Below are 18470 nucleotides of genomic sequence, written 5' to 3'. Positions count from 1 at the left end.
CCCCGCCGGGAGAACACCCGGGCACGCCTACGGGCGGGGGTGTCAGAAGTCATGGGCTATGTCCCTTGGGGTTCGAACCTGAAGCACGGCGGATTACGGCGCGTTCACTGAAGCCAATAGATCATGGCGAACAGGGCGATCCACACGACGTCCACGAAGTGCCAGTAGTACGACACGACGATCGCGGACGTGGCCTGGGCGGGAGTGAACCGGCCCATGGTCGTCCGGATCATGTAGATGATGAAGGCGATCAGGCCGCCGGTCACGTGCAGACCGTGGAACCCGGTCGTCAGGTAGAACATGGAGCCGTACCCGTCGGCGTTGATCTTGACGCCGTGGCCGACCAGGGTCACGTACTCGTTCACCTGCCCGAGCACGAAGATCAGGCCCATCACGAAGGTGATCGTGAACCAGCGCCGCAGCGCGAACACGTCACCTTTCTCCGCCGCGAAGACGCCGAGCTGGCAGGTCACCGACGAGAGGACCAGGATCACCGTGAACGTTGTGGCGTACGGGATATTGAGGGCTTTCGTGTGGTGCTCCCACATGCTGTAGTCCGCAGCACGGATGGAGAAGTACATCGCGAACAAGGCCGCGAAGAACATGAGCTCGCTTGAGAGCCACACGATGGTCCCGACGCTGACCATGTTGGGTCGGGTCAGCGAGTGGATCCGGCTCTTGTCGATGGCTGCCGCTGTCACGGCCTCATTATTCATCCGAGATAGGCCCAAGGTCCTCCGGGGTCCCCAATCCGGCCCGGTGGGCGGCCCGGAATATTCCGTGACCAGCGGGTAGACCTAACCTCAAGTGGTGCAGCTTCACGTTTTGCCCTCACTCGCGGCCGATGCCGGGGATACTGGACTTCCGCCGTTCACCCCGGCGGCGTTCTTCACCGAGATCAACCTGGTCAGTCCGATCGCGCTGGGTCTGCTGGTGTCGGCGGCGCTCTACCTGTACGGCGTGTGGCGCCTCCGGCAACGCGGCGACCACTGGCCGGCCGGGCGGACGACGGCCTTCATCGCCGGCGGGCTCGGGTCGATCGCCCTGGTCACGGTGACCGGCATCGAGGCGTACGACACCACCCTGATCTCGGTCCACATGGTGCAGCACATGGTGTTGTCCATGGTGGGCCCGATCTTCCTGGCCCTCGGCGCACCGACCACCCTGGCCCTGCGGGTCCTGCACGGGCCACCCCGCAAGACCCTGCTCGCCGTCCTGCACAGCCGCTACGTGCGGGTGCTGACGTTCCCGCTGGTCGCGTTCGGCCTGTTCATCGCGAACCCGTTCGTCCTCTACTTCACCGGCGCCTACCGGCAGACCCTGGAGCACGTGTGGGTGCACGAGTTCGTGCACTTCCACTTCATCGTCACCGGCTGCCTGTTCTTCTGGCCGCTGCTCGGGCTCGACCCGTTGCCGAACCGGTGGCCGTACCCGGGCCGGGCCCTGCTCATGGTTCTGAGCGTCCCGTTCCACACGGTGCTCGGGCTGACCATCATGCAGAGCAACGAGCTGCTCGGCGGCGACTGGTACCCGAATCTGGGCCTGAGCTGGCTGGATCCCAAGGCGGACCAGGTCACGGCGGGTGGCATCCTGTGGGCCGGCGGGGAGATCGTCAGCGTCACGATGCTGGGCATCCTGGTGGTCCAGTGGGTCCGCCAGTCGGAGCGTGAGGCCCGGCGGATCGACCGAGCCCTGGACCGGGCCGAGGCGGCGGAGAATGCGGTACGCCCGGCGCCCGATGCCGGATAACAAGTTCGGTACGATCCCTGGGACCTAAGACGTGAGGTGGGGCACAAGATGAGCGAGTACACCGTTCTGCTCTACAGCGACGACGCCGCCGTGCGGGACCGGATCCGGCTCGCCATCGGCCCGCGTCCCGCGGCTGATCTCCAGGTCGAGTTCGCCGAGGCCTCCACCTGGGAGGAGTGCCGCCGCCTGCTCGACGAGTACGAGATCGATCTGATGGTGCTCGACGGCGAGGCCACCCCGGCCGGCGGCATCGGGATCGCTCGCCAGACCAAGGACGAGTATCTGAACCCCCCGCCCACGTGCGTCGTGATCGCCCGTGCCGCGGACCGCTGGCTCGCCGCCTACGCGCAGGTCGACGCCACCCTCGTGGCCCCGCTGGACCCGGTCACCACCGGGCAGACGGTGGCCGGCATGCTCCGGGCCCGCCGCGACGGCTCCGTCCCGCTGGGCACCCTGGGCACCATCCCCCGCTGAGTTCTCTCCGCACGGAGTTCGCTCCGCACGCCACACACCGATGGAGGCAGCGCCATGGGCGCACGCACCTGGCCCAACCTGACGAGCGCACTGCTGCGTGGCGAGGAGCTCGCCACCACGGACACCGCGTGGGCCATGGGCGAGATCATGGCCGGTAACGCGACCCCGGTGCAGATCGCCGGTTTCGCGGTGGCGCTGCGCGCCAAGGGTGAGACGCCGAGCGAGCTGGCCGGCCTGGTGGAGGCGATGATCGCCAGCGCCACGATGGTCGAGCTCCCCGAGGAGACCCGGACGAGCGCGGTCGACGTGGTCGGCACCGGCGGCGACCGGGCCAACACGGTGAACATCTCCACCATGGCGGCGATCGTGACCGCCTCCGCGGGCGTGACGGTGGTCAAACACGGCAACCGTTCGGCGTCGTCCACCACGGGCACCGCCGACCTGCTGGAGCACTTCGGTCTTCCGCTCGACCTGGGCCCGGCCGGCGTGGCCCGGACGGTGGCGGAGGCCGGTATCGGTTTCTGCTTCGCGGCCCGCTACCACCCCGGCATGCGGCACGCCTCGGTCACCCGGCGCGAGCTGGGTGTGCCGACGTTCTTCAACGTCCTGGGCCCGCTGACCAACCCGGCCCGGCCCACGTCGGCCGCGGTCGGCTGCTTCGACCCGCGGATGGCCCCGGTGATGGCCGAGGTGTTCGCCCGGCGGGGCGACTCGGCGCTGGTGGTCCGCGGCGAGGACGGCCTGGACGAGTTCACCACGGCCGCGCCGACCCGGGTCTGGGTGGCCCGCGAGGGCAAGGTGGAGGAGCTGCTGGTCGATGCGGTGGACCTGGGTCTCCCGCGCAGCCAGCCGTCCGATCTGCGGGGCGGTGACGTGGCCTTCAACGCCGACGTGGCCCGCCGGACGTTCGCCGGCGAGCAGGGTCCGGTGCGTGACGCCGTGCTGCTCAACGCGGCGGCGGCGTTCGCGGCGCAGGCCGGTTTCCCGGGCGACTTCCACGAGACGCTGCGGGCCGGGATCAAGCGTGCCGCCGAGGCGATCGACTCCGGTGCCACGACCGCTCAGCTGGACCGCTGGGTGGCCGCGGCGCAGGCCGCCAAGGCCGCCGAGTAAGACCGAGCGACAGGGAATTCCTTCAACACGCCGGACCCAATACCCGGATTTGTCGCATTTACGTGACAACGTCTGAATGAAGTTCGGGTAATTTGATCTTGCCGCGAAGGATTCCCGCGAAGGAGACACCCGTGCAGGAACGCGAACTCCGTTGCGTCATCTGCGACGGCGACATGCTCTTCGAGGTGCCGCCCTGCGAGGACGGCCACGACGACTGCCCCGAGCTCGTCTGCACCCGCTGCGGCGCCGCCGAGGTGGTCGCCCCGATCGTCGTCCACCTGTGGAAACCCGGCGAGAGGACCAGACGCGTCGCTCCGCACCAGCGGTCCGCCGCCTGATCCTCCGGCCACCGTCACAGATCGCGGCCCCACCCGGTCATCACTGTCGTCAGAGCAGTTCCGACGAACAGAACGAAGACCGATAAATGAAGATCGCAGTCATCGGGGGCACCGGGCTCATCGGGGCGCAGGTCGTGCGGATGGTGAGCGCCGACGGGCACGACGCGCCGCCGCTCTCCCCGCCCACCGGCGTGGACCTGCGGACCGGGGCGGGCCTGCCGGAGGCCTGTCCGGTGCCGACGTGGTGGTCAACCTGACCCATTCGCCGACATTCGGCGAGGCGTCGCCCGCGTTCTTCCGGACGACCATGGAGAACCTGCTGTCGGCCGCCGCCTCCGCCGGGGTCGGCCATGCGTCTCCCGGCGCACCCGCGCCGACTGCGGCACGTTGATGGCCAGCCGGGTCGCGGTCGGTGGTCTGCCAGCGCAGCCACACCTCCTGCACCAGGTCCTCGGCCTCGGAGGCGCTGCTGAGCATGCGGTACGCGATCCCGAACAGCCGCGGCCGCGCCTCCATAAGATCGCCGCGGCGTCGTCGGGATCCCGCACGTCCACGGATCCGATCATCTCACCGGCAACGCGAAAGCCCGCACCACCGGCCGGGGTGCGGGCTTTCGGAAAAGCAGAGGATCAGAGGTGCGCTTCCGGGTGGCGGGTGCCCGAGTAGTACTCGAACAGCAGGCCGCACGAGGTGAAGATGACGCAGACCAGGCCGAAGGCCAGGAGCCACCACATCCAGAACACCAGGCCGATACCGGCGACGGCCGCCGCCAGAGCGATACCGAACGGCCAGTAGCTGCCGGGGCTGAAGAAGCCGACCTCGCCGGCGCCCTCGGCGATCTCGCCGTCCTCACGGTCCTCGGGGCGCAGGTCGATGCGGCGCGCCACGAACCAGAAGAAGCCGGCGCACATCGAGCAGAGCAGTCCGGAAAGGATCAGCGCGACGACGCCGACCCACTCCGTGCCGCCCTCGTAGCCGTCGCCCACGCCGGTCGAGTTCGGCGTCTGGTGCGTGTAGGTGCCGTAGACGGCAGCCGCGCCGAAGAGGAAGGCGGCGACCGCGGCGAAGATCTTGTATTCGGTCCTCACGACAGTCCTACTTCCCCGCTGCTACGGTCTCGGGCGAGTTCCAGGTGTGCGACTGGCGCCGGGTGTTGAACGGCGAGGTCCGGGTCGCGTACGGCTCCTCGCCGATCGCGGTCAGGGCCTGCTGCGTCGACTGGCCGGCCTTGCGGGCCGCGAGGTACTTGTCGAAGTTCTCCGAGGTGACCGTGACCAGCTCGAAGTTCATGAAGGCGTGGTACGTCCCGCACAGCTCGGCACAGCGGCCGACGTATCGGCCGGTCTTGTCGAGGGTGACCTCGAAGACGTTGCGCACGTTGCCGGGGAACACGTCCCGCTTGAACAGCATCTCCGGCACCCAGAACGAGTGGATGACGTCCTTGCTGGTCTCCTCGAACCGGATGGTCTCGCCGACCGGCAGCACCAGGATCGGGATCACATCGGACGAGCCGACGGTCGAGGCGACCGTCTCGGCGTCCTCACCCATGCCGTCGCGGTAGTTGAACTGCCAGTTCCACTTGAACGCGACGACCTCGACGACCTGGTCGGGGTTCTTCGACAGCTTGTCGACATTGGTCTGCACGACCGCGGTGTAATAGAAGAGCACCGCCACGATCAGGATCGGGGTGACCGTGTAGAGGATCTCCATCGGCATGTTGAACCGGGTCTGCACGGGCAGCTCGTCACCGCGCTTGCGATACCGGATCACGCACCAGAAGATCAGACCCCACACGCCGACGCCGACCGTGAGGGCCGCGATCGTCGACGCGATCCACAGGTCATACATCTCGTGGGCCTGGAGACTGATGCCCCGGCTCGGCCATCCGAAGTGGCCGAAAGCATCTCCCCAGTCCGCGATCGAACAGCCCGAGAGCAGCATCAGCAGCGTCGCGCCGCCGAGACCCAGCCCGGCCGCCCGGCCTACTGCCCGCGGCCTCGTGGCCGAACTCCTTGCGCCCACCTGCTTCTGCCTCCTTAGCAGCGCCGCCTGCCGAAACCGGACACCTGGCGGCAAGGCTCACCGACGGTCGCACACTACTCGACCAGGAACGGCCCGCCCGCCACCGGGGGGACCGTCGCGGAAAACGCCCGGACAACTGGACGATACCGTTTCGTGTGTGGACTACACAGGCGATCCGGCCGGGGCGCACGCCTACCTCGATGCCGCCGGCGCGGCGCCACTCCATCCGGTGGCCCGCGAGGCGCTCCTGGCCTCCCTCGCCGACGGCTGGGCCGACCCGACCAGGCTCTACGCGGCAGGGCGCAAGGCGAGGCAGCTGCACGACGCGGCCACCGCGGTGGTCGCCGAGCTGCTGGGGGTACGCCCGGACGAGCTCTCCTTCTGGCCGTCCGGCACGGCGGCGGCCCAGGCGGCGGTCCTCGGTGGCCTGGGCGGGCGCCGACGGGCCGGTCGCACCCTGGTCCACTCGGCGATCGAGCACTCGGCCGTCCTGCACGCGGCCCGCACCACCGACGCCGTGGAGGTCGGGGTGGACCGGCTGGGCCGGCTCGACCTGGACGCCTGGTCGGCCGCGGTCGCCGCCGACGGGGTGGCCCTCGGGAGCCTGATCAGTGCCAGTCACGAAGTGGGAACGATTCAGCCGGTCGCCGCCGCCGCGGAGGCCTGCGCGGCGGCGGGGGTGCCGCTCTTCGTGGACGCGGCGCAGACCGTCGGCCGGGCGGATCTCCCGTCCGGCTGGTCACTGCTGAGCGCCAGTGCCCACAAGTGGGGTGGCCCGCCCGGGGTGGGCGTGCTGGCCGTCCGCAAAGGTGTGCGCTGGCTCTCCCCGTACCCCCAGGATGATCTTTATCGCCCCGGCCACCCCGGCGTGCCCGGACTGCCGCAAGTGGTTGCGGCGGCCGCGAGCCTGCGGGCCGTGGCCGGTGAGGCGGCGGCCGAGGCGGTGCGGCTGAGCGCGCTGGTCGACCGGATCCGGGAGCGCGTCGCGGCGACCGTGCCGGACGTGGAGATCGTCGGCGACCCGGTCGGCCGGCTGCCGCACCTGGTGACCTTCAGCTGCCTGTACGTGGACGGCGAGGCACTGCTGCACGCGCTGGACCGGCACGGGTTCGCGGTGTCGTCGGGATCGTCGTGCACGTCGTCGACGCTGCGGCCCAGTCACGTGCTGGAGGCGATGGGCGTTCTCAGTCACGGCAACGTGCGGGTGTCGCTGCACCGGGCCACCACCGAGGCGGATATCGAGAGGTTTCTCACGGTTCTGCCGGAGCTGGTGGCCGCGATCCGGACGGAGGCGGGGATCTGATCACCCTCGACTGCCTCGGGCTGCGCTGCCCGATCCCGGTGATCCGGCTGGCCAGGGCGATGCCGGGGGTGGCGGTCGGCGAGATCGTGCGGGTGCTCGCCGACGACCCGGCCGCGGCCAACGACATCCCCGCCTGGTGCCGGATGAAGGGCCAGGAGTTCGTCGCGGCCGACGGCCACGCCTTCGACGTGCGCAGAGTCACGTGAGGTAACTGACCACCTGCGGGACCGGGTCCTTGGCCAGGTGGGTGTCGACGACCAGGCGCGGGCCCAGATACGGCTCGTACTCGGCCTGGCGCTCCAGCACCCGCACCCAGTCGGGGATGCCCTCGTGGTCACGGGCCTGGTAACGCTCCTCGACCCGGCGACGGTGCTCCGCGTCGTCGCCGCAGACCACCTCGACGACCCGCAGCGGGACCGCCAGCCGGTCGGCCAGGTCGGTCCACAGCTCACGGGCCGACTTGACCGGATTCACCGCGTCGATGATCACGTGGTGGCCGATTCTGATCTGCTCCTCGGCGAGCGCGGCCACGACGCCGTAGGCGGCATGACCGGGACGGGGCTCGTGCACCCCGTACCGCTGCAAGGTGAAGTCGACAGTGTCGACCGCCAGGACCGCCGCGGGCAGCTCGGCGGCGACCGCGGCGGCCAGGGTGCTCTTGCCGACTCCGGGGAGACCGGCGAAAACCGCTAGAACCATGATGAGAGGTCTACGCCCTCAGACCGGCAGGAAGGGCGTGATCTCGGCAGCCGCCTCTTCCCCGTACGCCGCGGCGAACCGCTTGGAGAAGTCGGAGGCGCGCACGTCGTACTCCTGGGTGCCGACCGTCTCCAGCACCAGGGCCGCGACCAGCGAACCCACCTGCGCGGCCCGCTCCAGCCCGAGACCCCACGACACGGCCGAGAAGAAGCCGGCGCGGAAGCCGTCACCGACACCGGTCGGGTCCTCGCCGATCACGTCCGGGACGACCGGCACATGGATCCGCTCGATGCCGCGCCCGGTGATCTCCACGCCGTCCTTGCCGAGGGTGGTGACCCGGATCTTGACGTGCTCCAGCACCTGGTCGGCGGTGAGCTCCGCCTTCGTCTCCAGGAGGGACCGCTCGTACTCGTTGGTCATCAGGTACTCCGCGCCGCTGATCAGGCTCAGCACGTCGGACCCGCTCATCCGGGCGAGCTGCTGCGACGGGTCGGCGATGAACCGGAAGCCGCGGGTCCGGCACTCCTCCGAGTGGCGGATCATCGCGGCCGGGTCGTTCGCCCCCACCAGCACCAGGTCGAGGCCGCCGGCCCGCTCGTCGACCGGGGCGAGCTCGATGTTGCGCGCCTCGGACATCGCCCCCGCGTAGAACGAGGCGATCTGGTTGAGGTCGTCGTCGGTCGTGCAGACGAACCGGGCGGTGTGCGCCACGTCGCTGATGTGCACCGAGTCGCAGTCGACGCCGTGCCGCTCGAGCCACGACCGGTAGTCGGCGAAGTCGGCGCCGACCGCTCCGACCAGGATCGGCCGCAGGCCCAGCTTGGCCATCCCGAAGGCGATGTTGGGTGCCACGCCACCGCGCCGGACCACCAGGTCGTCGACGAGGAAGGAGAGCGAGACCTTGTGCAGCTGGTCGGCGATGAGCTGCTCGGCGAACCTGCCGGGGAAATGCATCAGGTGGTCGGTGGCGATCGAGCCGGTGACGGCGATCTTCATTTCGGCCCTCGGGGGTCGGGAAACAGGGGCGTTACGGGTTGAGACTACCGGTCGGTTAAGCAGAACAGGCCGCCCCGTGAACGGGACGGCCTGCCTGGCGGGTGCTGCTCAGTGGAACGAGTCACCACAGGCGCAGGAGTTCTGCGCGTTGGGGTTGTCGATCGTGAAGCCCTGAGCGTCGATGCGGTCGGCGAAGTCGATGGTCGCGCCCGCGAGGTAGGGAGCGCTCATCCGGTCCACCACGACCTCGACGCCGTCGAAGTCGCTGACGACGTCGCCGTCGAGCGAGCGCTCGTCGAAGAAGAGCTGGTAACGCAGGCCGGAGCAGCCACCGGGCTGTACGGCGATGCGCAGGCGCAGGTCGTCGCGCCCCTCCTGCTCGATCAGGGCCTTGACCTTCACCGCGGCGACGTCGGTGAGGTTGATGCCGGACGGGGCAGTCGCCTCGGTCGACTCGGTGTGCGCTTCAGTGGTCACTAGGTATCTCCCTGCCAGGTGCGGTCATGTGCCGTACCAGGCAACGCTAACCCCATTCCCCGGGATTCCCAATCCGGGGCAGCACAGATCACGCAGTCGCTACCTGCTCCACTGCCCGGCCAGGCGGGTCGCGAGTTCCCGCAGCCCACGGGCCGGTTCGGCGAGAGCGGTCTCGACGTTCCCGAAATGCTCCACGAGGGTGTGCGTCTCGGTCACCCCGGCGGCCGCGGCCTCCCGCTGCCCGGTCTCGTTGCGCCCGGCCAGCACCACGCACGGCAGGCCGCGGTCCCGGGCGCCGGCGGCTATCCCGGCGACCACCTTGCCGCGCAGCGACTGGTGGTCGAACGAGCCCTCACCGGTGATCACCAGGTCGGCGGCGTCCAGCTCGGCGTCCAGGCCGATCAGATCCGTGACCAGGTTGATACCCGAGGTCACCCGGCCGCCGAGCGCGATCAGTGCCGCGCCGATGCCGCCGGCCGCGCCGCCGCCCGGTTGCAGGGCCAGGTCCTCGATGCCGAAGGCGCGCTCCAGGACACCGGCGAAGTGCTCCAGCGCCGCGTCCAGGAGCAGCACGTCCTCGCGGGAGGCGCCCTTCTGCGGGCCGAAGACGTTGCTGGCGCCGTGCAGGCCGGTCAGCGGGTTGTCGACGTCGGTGGCGGCGACCAGGCGCACCTGGCGCAGCTGGGGGACGCCGCCGAGGGAGGCCGCGTTGATCAGGACGGCACCGCCGTACGGCAGGGCGTAGCCGGACTCGTCGAGCGGGGCGGCACCGAGCGCGGCCAGCATGCCGGCGCCCGCGTCGTTGACCGCGGAGCCGCCCAGGCCGACCACGATCTCGGCGGCACCGGACTCGGCGGCGGCGGCGAGCAGCAGGCCCAGGCCGTAGGAGGTGGCCCGCCGCGGGTCACGCTCCTCGGGGGTCAGCAGGTGCAGGCCGCACGCCTGGGCGCTCTCGACGTAGGCGACGCCACCGGCCAGCAGGATCTCCCCCTCGGCCGGGCGTCCGAGCGGATCGACCGTGTCGACCGGGATGCGGCGGCCGGCGAGAGCGGCGGCCAGCACCTCGACGAAACCGGGACCGCCGTCGGCGAGCGGCCGCTGGACGAGGACGTCGCCGGCGGCGGACCAGCCGTCGGCGACGGCACGGGCGACGTCAGGGGCGGAGAGGGTGCCGGCGAACTTGTCCGGACAGATCAGTACGCGCACCCCGCGAGTGTGGCAGCACACTGTCCGGGGCGCAGCTACCGTCTCATCCGCTGTGCAACGATGACTGACGTGACGTCGACCTGGACCGAACCCTCGGACTCCCCGCTGACCCTGCTCCTCCTGGGCAAGGGCACCGACCCGGCCAGTGAGCGCGGGGTGGACTGCCCCGGCGATCTGCCCGCTCCCAGCGACCCCGACCTGGTGGCCCGGGCCACCGCGGCGAAGGCTGCGCTCGGCGACCGGGTGTTCGTGCTCGGCCACCACTACCAGCGCGACGAGGTCATCCAGTTCGCCGACGTCACCGGCGACTCGTTCAAGCTCGCCCAGCAGGCCGCCGCCCGGCCCGACGCGGAGTTCATCGTCTTCTGCGGTGTGCACTTCATGGCCGAGAGCGCGGACATCCTGACCACGCCGTCGCAGCGGGTCATCCTGCCGGACCTCGCGGCCGGCTGCTCGATGGCCGACATGGCCGTCCTCGGTCAGGTCGAGACCGCCTGGGAGCACTTCCAGGACCTCGGCATCACCGACCAGATCGTCCCGGTGACGTACATGAACTCGTCGGCCGACATCAAGGGCTTCGTCGGCCGTAACAAGGGCGTGGTCTGCACGTCGTCCAACGCCAAGCGCGCCCTGGACTGGTCGTTCGAGCAGGGTTCGAAGGTGTTCTTCCTGCCCGACCAGCACCTCGGGCGCAACACCGCCGTACTCGAAATGGGTTTCGATCTGGACGACTGCGTCCTCTACGACCCGCACAAGCCGCACGGTGGCCTCACCGACGAGCAGCTGATCAACGCCCGCATGATCCTGTGGCGCGGCCACTGCTCGGTGCACGGCCGGTTCACCATCGACAGCGTCCGCGAGGTCCGCGAGCGCGTCCCCGGCGTCAACGTGCTGGTCCACCCGGAGTGCCGGCACGACGTGGTGCGGGCCGCCGACCACGTCGGCTCGACCGAGTACATCATCAAGGCCCTCGACGCGGCGCCGTCCGGTTCGGCGTGGGCGGTGGGCACCGAGCTCAATCTGGTACGACGGCTCGCGCTCGCCCACCCGGACAAGCAGATCATGTTCCTCGACCGGACGGTCTGCTACTGCTCCACCATGAATCGCATCGACCTCCGCCATCTGGTCTGGACGCTGGAGGAGCTGGTGGCCGGCCGCGTGCCGAACGTCATCACGGTGGATGAGAAGACCGCGCACGAGGCCCGGGTCGCTCTCGACCAGATGCTCGCCCTGCCGTAACCCTGGGTAGTCAAGCGAATCCACCCACATGGCTGATTTTTTAAGCGCGCCTTAGTCAACAGCATTTAAACGGCGTTTCAACGCTCGCCACGGATGCCGTGGTTGTCACTCAGCGCTATGCTTCCCCGGTTGCAGAATCGGGTACCCCCGCCCGCGCTCTGCTTTTCGACTCGGGCGTTCGCGCGCCCACCGGCTGGAGGTTACGTTGACCGACGATGTCCTCATCGTGCACGGCGGTACGCCGTTGCAGGGACAGATCCGGGTCCGTGGCGCCAAGAATCTCGTATCCAAGGCCATGGTCGCCGCCCTGCTCGGCGAATCGCCGAGCCGCCTCTACGACGTCCCGCGGATCCGTGACGTCGAGGTGGTCAGTGGGCTCCTCGAGCTGCACGGTGTGAAGGTCACCGCCGGCGTCGAAGAGGGCGAGCTGGTGATGGACCCCACGAACGTGGAGTCCGCCAGCACCGACGAGATCAACGTGCACGCGGGCTCGAGCCGCATCCCGATCCTGCTCTGCGGGCCGCTGCTGCACCGCCTGGGCCACGCGTTCATCCCGGACCTGGGCGGCTGCCACATCGGCCCCCGTCCGATCGATTTCCACATCAGGGCGCTGCGTGAGTTCGGCGCCGTCGTCGACAAGACCCCTGAGGGCATGCACCTGAGCGCCCCCAACGGTCTGCACGGCGCCAAGCTGGAACTGCCCTACCCGAGCGTCGGCGCGACCGAGCAGGTGCTGCTCACCGCGGTCCGCGCGGAGGGCGTCACCGAACTGCGCAATGCCGCGATCGAACCCGAGATCATGGACCTCATCTGCATCCTGCAGAAGATGGGCGCCATCATCACGGTGCACACCGACCGGGTCATCGAGATCCAGGGCGTCCCCCGGCTGTACGGCTACGAGCACAAGCCGATCCCGGACCGCATCGAGGCCGCCAGCTGGGCCGCCGCCGCGCTCGCCACCCGTGGCGAGATCGAGGTCGTCGGCGCCCGCCAGGCCGACATGATGACGTTCCTGAACGTGTTCCGCTCCATCGGCGGCGAGCTGAAGATCACCGACGACCGGGTGGCCCGCGAGGGTGTCTCCGGCGCCGAGGGCGGCATCAAGTTCTGGCACCCCGGCGGCGAGCTCAAGGCCGTCGCGCTGGAGACCGACGTGCACCCCGGTTTCATGACCGACTGGCAGCAGCCGCTCGTGGTCGCGCTGACCCAGGCCCGCGGCATCTCGATCATGCACGAGACGGTGTACGAGCAGCGGCTGGGCTACACCGAGGCGCTCAACCAGATGGGCGCGACCATCCAGGTCTACCGGGACTGCCTCGGCGGCACCCCGTGCCGGTTCGGCCGCCGCAACTTCATGCACTCCGCGGTCATCGCCGGCCCGTCCAAGCTGCACGCGGCCGATCTGCGCATCCCCGACCTGCGGGCCGGTTTCGCGCACCTGATCGCGGCGCTGGCCGCCGAGGGCACCTCCCGTGTCTACGGCGTCGACCTGATCAAGCGTGGGTATGAGGACTTCGAAGCCAAGCTGGCTGCCCTCGGTGCCCATGTAGAGCGGCCCTGATCAGCTATTTCGTCACGATCGACGGGGCGGTGTGTAACACACCGCGCCGTTTGGCTACGCTGCTGGGGTGTCCCCGCTGTTTCGCCGCAAGTCCACCGACCTCGTCGCCGACGCCACCGCCTCGGTGACCGAGGACGAGTCCGCCACGGTCCACCGCAAGGGCTACACCCCCAGCAAGAAAGAGCTGGGCGTGGTCACCCCGAAACGGACCGTCCAGGGTCGCCGGGTGCAGGATCCCGCGCCGGCCAACCGCAAAGAGGCCTACAAGCAGCTCCGTGAGCGGCAGCGGGCCGAGCGGCTCGAGGCGTCCGAGGGCATGCGCAACGGCGACGAGCGTTACCTGCTCGCCCGTGACCGGGGGCCGGAGCGCTCGCTGGTCCGCGACCTCGTCGACTCCCGCCGCACCGCCGGGTCCTACTTCATCGGCGGCGCCGTGATCGTGCTGATCGGCTCGTCGATCGCGATCCCGGCCGTGCAGCTCGCCAGCAACGTGCTGTGGGCCGGTCTGGCGCTCGCCGTCCTGGTCGACAGCATCTTCATCAGCCGGCGGATCAAGACGCAGATCCGCACCCGTTTCCCGGACACCACGCAGCGGCTCGGCTCGCTGTATTTCTACGGCATCATGCGGGGCCTGACGTTCCGCCGGATGCGGGTGCCGAAGCCGAAGGTGGAGCTGGGCGCCGAGGTCTGATCCCGCACTTCCCGGACGCGGAGGCCGTCATGGCCTCCGCGTTTCGCATGTCCGCACCCCACGCCTATTCGATGCCGGCCAGGCGTAGCAGGGCTGTCACCGCGGCGGCGGCGACCACCACCAGCACGAACGGAGCCTTGCGCCAGGCCAGTAAGGCGCCGGCCAGGACTCCGGCGGGACGGGCGAAGCCGGCGAACTCGCTTCCGGCCATCAGCGTGGCCGTTCCGGCCAGGGCGGCCAGCAGGGCGGCGGCCGACATCGGCAGCATCCGTTGCAGGGAGGCGGACAGCTCCAGGCGGTCGCGGAGCAGGACGCCGCTGAGGCGGAAGGCGTAGGTGCCGGCGGCGAGCACCAGGATGGCGGCGATCAGCATCGTTCCCCCTCGGCGAGGTCGGCGTGTGCGGGCGTGTGCGATGGTTCCGCCGGAGCCCCGGGGACCGGCGCGGGTGCTGCGACGGCCGGGGAGCCCGGCGCCGTGGGGGTGGGGGTCGCCGGACGGCGGCGGGCCGACGGCCGGAAGAGGACCAGCAAGCCCAGGAGGGCGGCCATCACCGGGAGGCCGGCCGGCAGGACCGGGGTCAGGAGCACGGCCAGGGCGGCGCCGGTCAGGGCCACCAGGCGGGTCTCCCGATCGCGGAGGGACGGCAGGATCAGGGCGATCAGGCCGGCCGGGAAGGCCGCGTCGAGGCCCAGCGCGGCCGGGTCGCCGGTGGCGCCGCCCAGCAGGACGCCGAGGACCACACCGATGTTCCAGGCCGCGAAGAGGCTGACGCCGACCAGCCAGTAGACCCGGCGGCGGGCGGCCGGGCCGGACTCGGCCAGGGCGAAGGCGACGGCCTCGTCGGTCATCAGGTGGCTGCCGACGAGACGGTCCCGCCAGCGGGAGCCGATGGTGTCGGCGACGGCCAGGCCGAACGGCAGGTGCCGGGCGTTGAGCAGCAGACCGGCCAGGACGGCGGCGATCGGGTTGCCGGCCGCGAGCAGGCCCACGGCGAGGAACTGGGCACCACCGGCGAAGATCAGCACCGACATGACGACCGGGACCCAGGCGGGCAGGCCGTACGCGACGGCGATGGCGCCGAAGGAGGCACCGACCGCCATGGACGCGGCGGCCAGCGCGCCGATGTCGCGCAGCTGGGCCCGCGTTCGATATAACGTCCCCATAGTTCGACATGCTGAACGATGCACACGGTGTTCGTCAAACCGAACACTTGGACCGATGGAGCGAACACCATGGCACAACCGGCACCGCCGCTGGCCGTCATCGCCGCCGCCCTGCGACGGGAGCGGGATCGCGCCGGCATCTCCCTCGCCGAGCTGGCCCGGCGCGCGGGACTGGCCAAGTCGACACTGTCCCAGCTGGAGTCCGGCACCGGTAACCCGAGCATCGAGACGCTCTGGGCGCTCGGCGTCGCGCTCGGGGTGCCGTTCAGCCGGCTGGTCGAGCCACCGGCGTCACCGGTGCGCGTGGTGCGGGCCGGCAGCAGCCCCCGGGTCCGCGCCGAGGGAGCCGACGTCTACGGGACCCTGCTGTCCGCGGGCGTGCCCGGCACCCGGCGCGACGTCTACGTGCTGGAGCTGGAGCCGGGAGCCCGCCGCGACGCGGAACCGCACATCCCGGGCAGCGTCGAGCACCTGGTGGTGGCGGCCGGCCGGATCCGCACCGGCCCGGTCGACGAACTGGTCGAGGTCGGGCCGGGCGACTACGTGACGTTCCCGGGTGATGTCCCGCACAGCTACGAGGCGCTGGAGTCCGGCTCGTGGGTGGTCCTGGTCATGGAGCACCGGTAGCGGCGTACAGGCGGGCCACCACGTCCTCGATGTCCGGCTCCAGTAGCGAGAGGTCGCGGACCGGGACCGCGGCGACCAGGGCGGCCACCGCGGCGCCGGCCGTCGCTGATTCGAGCGCGAACGTGACCCGATGACCATTAGCGGTCACGTCGGTGAGCACCGTGCCCGGGAGCGAGAAGCCCGGCGGCAGCGGTTCCTCCAGATCGGCGACCAGGGTGCGCCGGGAGCCGTACCGGGAGTGCAGGGCCTCGATGCTGCCGTCGTGCACCACCCGGCCGTGGTCGATCACCACCAGACGCTCGCAGAGGCGTTCGATGTCGGCCAGGTCGTGGGTGGTCAGCACCAGGGTCACGTCACCGGTCGTGCCCAGCTCGGCCAGGAACGAGCGGACCGCCTGCTTGCTGACCACGTCCAGGCCGATCGTCGGCTCGTCCAGGAACAGCACCTCGGGGCCGTGCAGCAGGGCCGCGGTCAGTTCGCCGCGCATCCGCTGGCCCAGCGACAACTGCCGGACCGGTGTGTCGAGGAACTCATCCAGGTCGAGAAGAGCCCGGCAGCGTTTCAGCCGGGCGGCGTGCTCGGCGGCCGGCACCCGGTAGATGTGCCGGAGCAGCCGGAACGACTCCCCCAACGGCAGGTCCCACCACAGCTGCGAGCGCTGGCCGAAGACGACACCGATCCGCAGCGCCAGCCTGGTCCGCTGCGGTACCGGGGCCAGGCCGCACACCGACACCTCGCCCGAGGTGGGGGTGAGCACACCGGTGAGCATCTTCAGGGTCGTCGACTTCCCGGCACCGTTCGGTCCGATGTAGCCGACCATCTCGCCCCGTTCGATCGTGAGGCTGACGCCGTCCACGGCCGCTACGGTCCGCTTCTTCCGTCGAAAACGGCCGGCTTTGACCCGTACCGTGAAATCTTTTTGAAGGTCCTGCATTTTGATCATGAGCCGGTACTCCGGTAGTGACGGATGCCGGTGCGCCAGACGACTGCGGCGAGCATCGCCGCACCGGCCGCCACCAGCGGAGACAGGAAACCGGCCCAGGCCGGCAGACCGAGCGGATCGTCCCGGCCGAGCAGCGCGAGCGCCGGTTGATAGGCGACGAAACCGAATCCGAGGGCGTAGGCGAAAAGGTTGCGGAACCAACTGCCATAGACCGAGATGGGGTACGCGGTGAAGTCGCGCCCACCGTAGGTGAAGGCGGACCCGATCTCCCCCGAATCGACCCACCAGAACGCCAGGGTGGCACTGAGCACGAAGATCGACCCGAAGAAGACCGCCGCGGCGATCGGGGTGAGCACCACCAGCAGCACCCGGCCCGGCGTCCAGTCGATGTGATTGGCGGCGACCGCCACACCCAGCACCACGAACCCGAACACCACCCGCAACGCCTTGCGCACCGGCAGGTCCATGAGCAGCAGCTGCGGCAACGCGCCCAGCGGCCGGACCAGCACCGCGTCGAGCGTCCCGGCCCGCACGTAGGTCTTCAACCGGTCCACGTTGCCGACCGTGAGATCGGCCAGCGCGAACCCGGCCGAGCTCAGCCCCACGATCAGCACCGCCTCGCGCAGGCTGAAACCGCCGACCGCCGGGGTCGCCCGGAACAGCACCAGCACCGCGAGCACGTCGAAGACCGTCGCACCCATGTTGCCGAACAGCTCCACCAGGAACGACGCCCGGTACGACGTCGCCGACCGTAGCTGCGCCGACCCGAGCGCGACGTACGCCCGCAACTCACCCACCCTGCACCACCAGGCGTTTCTCGGCCCGCCGCTGCACCAGAGCGGCCAGCGCCAGCATCCCGGCCGCCCACAGCACCTGCAGACCGACCAGGCCCGCCTGCAGCGCCGGGCCGTCCCGCTCGGCGATCACGTCCAGTGGCGTCTGCAACAGGCTCGGCAGTGGAGTCGCCACCCACAGCGCCACCACGAACTCCTCCGGGAGCAGGCGCAACGGGAAGTACAGGCCGCCCAGCACACCGGAGCCCAGCGTCCACAGCATGATCGGGCCGCGCGCGTCCTGGAGCCAATAGGCGGTCGCGTTCACGACATAACGACAGCCGAAGCAGATCACCACGGCCAGAATCACCGAGACCGCGAAAAGTGGAACCGTCTGCCACCGGGCCGGAGTGTGCAGCGGGAAGAACAGGGCACCGGCCAGCAGCGGCGGACCGAACCTGGTCATCACGCCGTGCAGTGCCCGGCCCAGGTCACCGGCGAGGAAACCGGCCACCGGGGCGATCGGACGTAACAGGTCGGCGGCGATGTCTCCGGAACGGATCCGATCGGCCAGCTCGGTCCAGCCCCAAAGGCCGATGACACTCAGTAGACCCTGACCCACCCAGACGTAGAGAGCCAGCTGCTCGGCGTCGTACCCCGCGGGCATCTGCCCGGCCGCCCCCTCGGCCACCGCGAGCAGCACATAACAGCGGAGGAAGCCGAACACGATGTTGGTGAACGTTCCGGCTATGGTGGCTTGCCGGTAGGTGGCGTACCGCCGGAAACCTGACCCGATCAGCGCACCGAAAGTAGTGACCCAAGCGTAAAACGGACCGATTCGAGAGATCGTCGGCACGCTGGCGTCTCGCTGGTCCACGCAGTTAATCTCCTTTCCAAACCCCCGCGACGGAGCCGGGCGACTCTACGCGGGTCCCCGGCCGTGCGCGGCTCATTTTCTGACAGGTGGAGTTCGCCGTGACGGAGCGTTGCCATTCGACGGGTCGCCCGTGGGGCGCCCGATGAACGGATGGGGCTCCCGGCCGGGCAACTGGGACGACGAGCCGGCCTGGGTCTACGAGATCACCTGGGAGTGGG

At 70.0% G+C, this 18470-nt stretch carries 23 protein-coding genes and 1 pseudogene; 12 read left to right on the top strand and 12 right to left on the bottom strand.

What is annotated here, in order from left to right; all coding sequences use genetic code 11:
- Positions 1–104: 104 nt before the first annotated feature.
- Positions 105–701: an aa3-type cytochrome oxidase subunit III gene (ctaE, locus tag ACFO0C_RS04225; protein ID WP_378065163.1), complete on the bottom strand. Its 597-nt coding sequence runs from the start codon at positions 699–701 to the stop codon at positions 105–107.
- Between the two features lie 109 nt (positions 702–810).
- Here ctaE and ACFO0C_RS04220 point away from each other — a divergent pair, with 109 nt between their 5' ends.
- The 6 genes from ACFO0C_RS04220 (at position 811) to ACFO0C_RS04195 (ending at position 4065) form a co-directional block, all read left to right on the top strand.
- Positions 811–1749 (top strand): cytochrome c oxidase assembly protein, encoded by a 939-nt coding sequence (locus ACFO0C_RS04220; RefSeq protein WP_378065162.1) that lies wholly within the window; start codon positions 811–813, stop codon positions 1747–1749.
- A gap of 48 nt (positions 1750–1797) precedes the next feature.
- The gene (locus tag ACFO0C_RS04215; protein ID WP_378065161.1) at positions 1798–2223 is read left to right on the top strand and encodes a hypothetical protein; all 426 of its coding nucleotides are present in this window, start codon (positions 1798–1800) and stop codon (positions 2221–2223) included.
- A 54-nt stretch (positions 2224–2277) separates the two neighbouring features.
- Complete coding sequence (gene trpD, locus ACFO0C_RS04210; RefSeq protein WP_378065160.1) at positions 2278–3336, top strand: anthranilate phosphoribosyltransferase; 1059 nt, start codon at positions 2278–2280, stop codon at positions 3334–3336.
- Positions 3337–3467: 131 nt separating this feature from the next.
- Positions 3468–3674: a hypothetical protein gene (locus ACFO0C_RS04205; protein ID WP_360299052.1), complete on the top strand. Its 207-nt coding sequence runs from the start codon at positions 3468–3470 to the stop codon at positions 3672–3674.
- 86 nt (positions 3675–3760) lie between these two features.
- Positions 3761–3931, top strand: a complete 171-nt coding sequence (locus tag ACFO0C_RS04200; protein ID WP_378065575.1) for a hypothetical protein — start codon at positions 3761–3763, stop codon at positions 3929–3931.
- Positions 3916–4065, top strand: a complete 150-nt coding sequence (locus ACFO0C_RS04195; RefSeq protein ID WP_378065574.1) for a hypothetical protein — start codon at positions 3916–3918, stop codon at positions 4063–4065. The genes ACFO0C_RS04200 and ACFO0C_RS04195 overlap by 16 nt, the downstream gene beginning before the upstream one ends.
- A gap of 238 nt (positions 4066–4303) precedes the next feature.
- Here the strand turns inward: ACFO0C_RS04195 and ACFO0C_RS04190 are convergent, their stop codons facing one another.
- Positions 4304–4762, bottom strand: a complete 459-nt coding sequence (locus ACFO0C_RS04190) for a cytochrome c oxidase subunit 4 (protein ID WP_378065158.1) — start codon at positions 4760–4762, stop codon at positions 4304–4306.
- 7 nt (positions 4763–4769) lie between these two features.
- Complete coding sequence (gene ctaC / locus ACFO0C_RS04185; protein ID WP_378065157.1) at positions 4770–5696, bottom strand: aa3-type cytochrome oxidase subunit II; 927 nt, start codon at positions 5694–5696, stop codon at positions 4770–4772.
- 157 nt (positions 5697–5853) lie between these two features.
- Between ctaC and ACFO0C_RS04180 the strand changes: the two genes are divergently transcribed.
- Complete coding sequence (locus ACFO0C_RS04180) at positions 5854–6999, top strand: cysteine desulfurase family protein (protein WP_378065156.1); 1146 nt, start codon at positions 5854–5856, stop codon at positions 6997–6999.
- Positions 6996–7205: a sulfurtransferase TusA family protein gene (locus ACFO0C_RS04175; protein ID WP_378065551.1), complete on the top strand. Its 210-nt coding sequence runs from the start codon at positions 6996–6998 to the stop codon at positions 7203–7205. The genes ACFO0C_RS04180 and ACFO0C_RS04175 overlap by 4 nt, the downstream gene beginning before the upstream one ends.
- Here ACFO0C_RS04175 and ACFO0C_RS04170 read toward each other — a convergent pair.
- From ACFO0C_RS04170 to ACFO0C_RS04155, 4 genes are all read right to left on the bottom strand, one after another.
- Positions 7198–7698: an AAA family ATPase gene (locus ACFO0C_RS04170; RefSeq protein ID WP_378065155.1), complete on the bottom strand. Its 501-nt coding sequence runs from the start codon at positions 7696–7698 to the stop codon at positions 7198–7200. The two genes, ACFO0C_RS04175 and ACFO0C_RS04170, sit on opposite strands and share 8 nt — an antisense overlap.
- Before the next feature lie 18 nt (positions 7699–7716).
- On the bottom strand, positions 7717–8694 hold the full coding sequence (locus tag ACFO0C_RS04165) for a carbohydrate kinase family protein (RefSeq protein WP_378065154.1): 978 nt from the start codon (positions 8692–8694) through the stop codon (positions 7717–7719).
- Between the two features lie 108 nt (positions 8695–8802).
- Positions 8803–9171 carry an iron-sulfur cluster insertion protein ErpA gene (gene erpA / locus ACFO0C_RS04160; RefSeq protein ID WP_109592071.1) on the bottom strand — a complete coding sequence of 123 codons (369 nt, stop codon included), beginning with the start codon at positions 9169–9171 and terminating at the stop codon, positions 8803–8805.
- Positions 9172–9270: 99 nt separating this feature from the next.
- Positions 9271–10377, bottom strand: a complete 1107-nt coding sequence (locus tag ACFO0C_RS04155; protein WP_378065153.1) for a glycerate kinase family protein — start codon at positions 10375–10377, stop codon at positions 9271–9273.
- Positions 10378–10446: 69 nt separating this feature from the next.
- Here ACFO0C_RS04155 and nadA point away from each other — a divergent pair, with 69 nt between their 5' ends.
- From nadA to ACFO0C_RS04140, 3 genes are all read left to right on the top strand, one after another.
- Positions 10447–11616, top strand: a complete 1170-nt coding sequence (gene nadA, locus ACFO0C_RS04150; RefSeq protein WP_378065152.1) for a quinolinate synthase NadA — start codon at positions 10447–10449, stop codon at positions 11614–11616.
- 205 nt (positions 11617–11821) lie between these two features.
- The gene (gene murA, locus ACFO0C_RS04145; RefSeq protein WP_378065151.1) at positions 11822–13177 is read left to right on the top strand and encodes a UDP-N-acetylglucosamine 1-carboxyvinyltransferase; all 1356 of its coding nucleotides are present in this window, start codon (positions 11822–11824) and stop codon (positions 13175–13177) included.
- 67 nt (positions 13178–13244) lie between these two features.
- Positions 13245–13868 (top strand): DUF3043 domain-containing protein, encoded by a 624-nt coding sequence (locus ACFO0C_RS04140; RefSeq protein ID WP_378065150.1) that lies wholly within the window; start codon positions 13245–13247, stop codon positions 13866–13868.
- A 64-nt stretch (positions 13869–13932) separates the two neighbouring features.
- Here ACFO0C_RS04140 and ACFO0C_RS04135 read toward each other — a convergent pair whose 3' ends face one another.
- Positions 13933–14241 carry an AzlD domain-containing protein gene (locus tag ACFO0C_RS04135; RefSeq protein ID WP_378065148.1) on the bottom strand — a complete coding sequence of 103 codons (309 nt, stop codon included), beginning with the start codon at positions 14239–14241 and terminating at the stop codon, positions 13933–13935.
- Positions 14235–15032, bottom strand: a complete 798-nt coding sequence (locus ACFO0C_RS04130; RefSeq protein WP_378065147.1) for an AzlC family ABC transporter permease — start codon at positions 15030–15032, stop codon at positions 14235–14237. Before ACFO0C_RS04130 ends, ACFO0C_RS04135 begins: the two co-directional genes overlap by 7 nt.
- Before the next feature lie 69 nt (positions 15033–15101).
- Here ACFO0C_RS04130 and ACFO0C_RS04125 point away from each other — a divergent pair, with 69 nt between their 5' ends.
- Positions 15102–15659 (top strand): helix-turn-helix domain-containing protein, encoded by a 558-nt coding sequence (locus ACFO0C_RS04125; protein ID WP_378065146.1) that lies wholly within the window; start codon positions 15102–15104, stop codon positions 15657–15659.
- Here the strand turns inward: ACFO0C_RS04125 and ACFO0C_RS04120 are convergent.
- The 3 genes and pseudogenes from ACFO0C_RS04120 to ACFO0C_RS04110 all read right to left on the bottom strand — a co-directional run.
- A pseudogene (locus tag ACFO0C_RS04120) lies at positions 15643–16518 on the bottom strand (ABC transporter ATP-binding protein); the annotation flags it as partial. The gene ACFO0C_RS04125 and the pseudogene ACFO0C_RS04120 sit on opposite strands and share 17 nt — an antisense overlap.
- An 80-nt stretch (positions 16519–16598) precedes the next feature.
- The gene (locus tag ACFO0C_RS04115; RefSeq protein WP_378065144.1) at positions 16599–17399 is read right to left on the bottom strand and encodes an ABC transporter permease; all 801 of its coding nucleotides are present in this window, start codon (positions 17397–17399) and stop codon (positions 16599–16601) included.
- Complete coding sequence (locus ACFO0C_RS04110) at positions 17392–18102, bottom strand: ABC transporter permease (RefSeq protein ID WP_378065143.1); 711 nt, start codon at positions 18100–18102, stop codon at positions 17392–17394. The genes ACFO0C_RS04115 and ACFO0C_RS04110 overlap by 8 nt, the downstream gene beginning before the upstream one ends.
- Positions 18103–18470 lie beyond the last annotated feature (368 nt).

The sequence above is a fragment of the Actinoplanes subglobosus genome (assembly GCF_042650585.1).
Taxonomy (GTDB): Bacteria; Actinomycetota; Actinomycetes; order Mycobacteriales; family Micromonosporaceae; genus Actinoplanes; species Actinoplanes subglobosus.
This window is presented reverse-complemented; position numbering and strand designations above follow the sequence as displayed.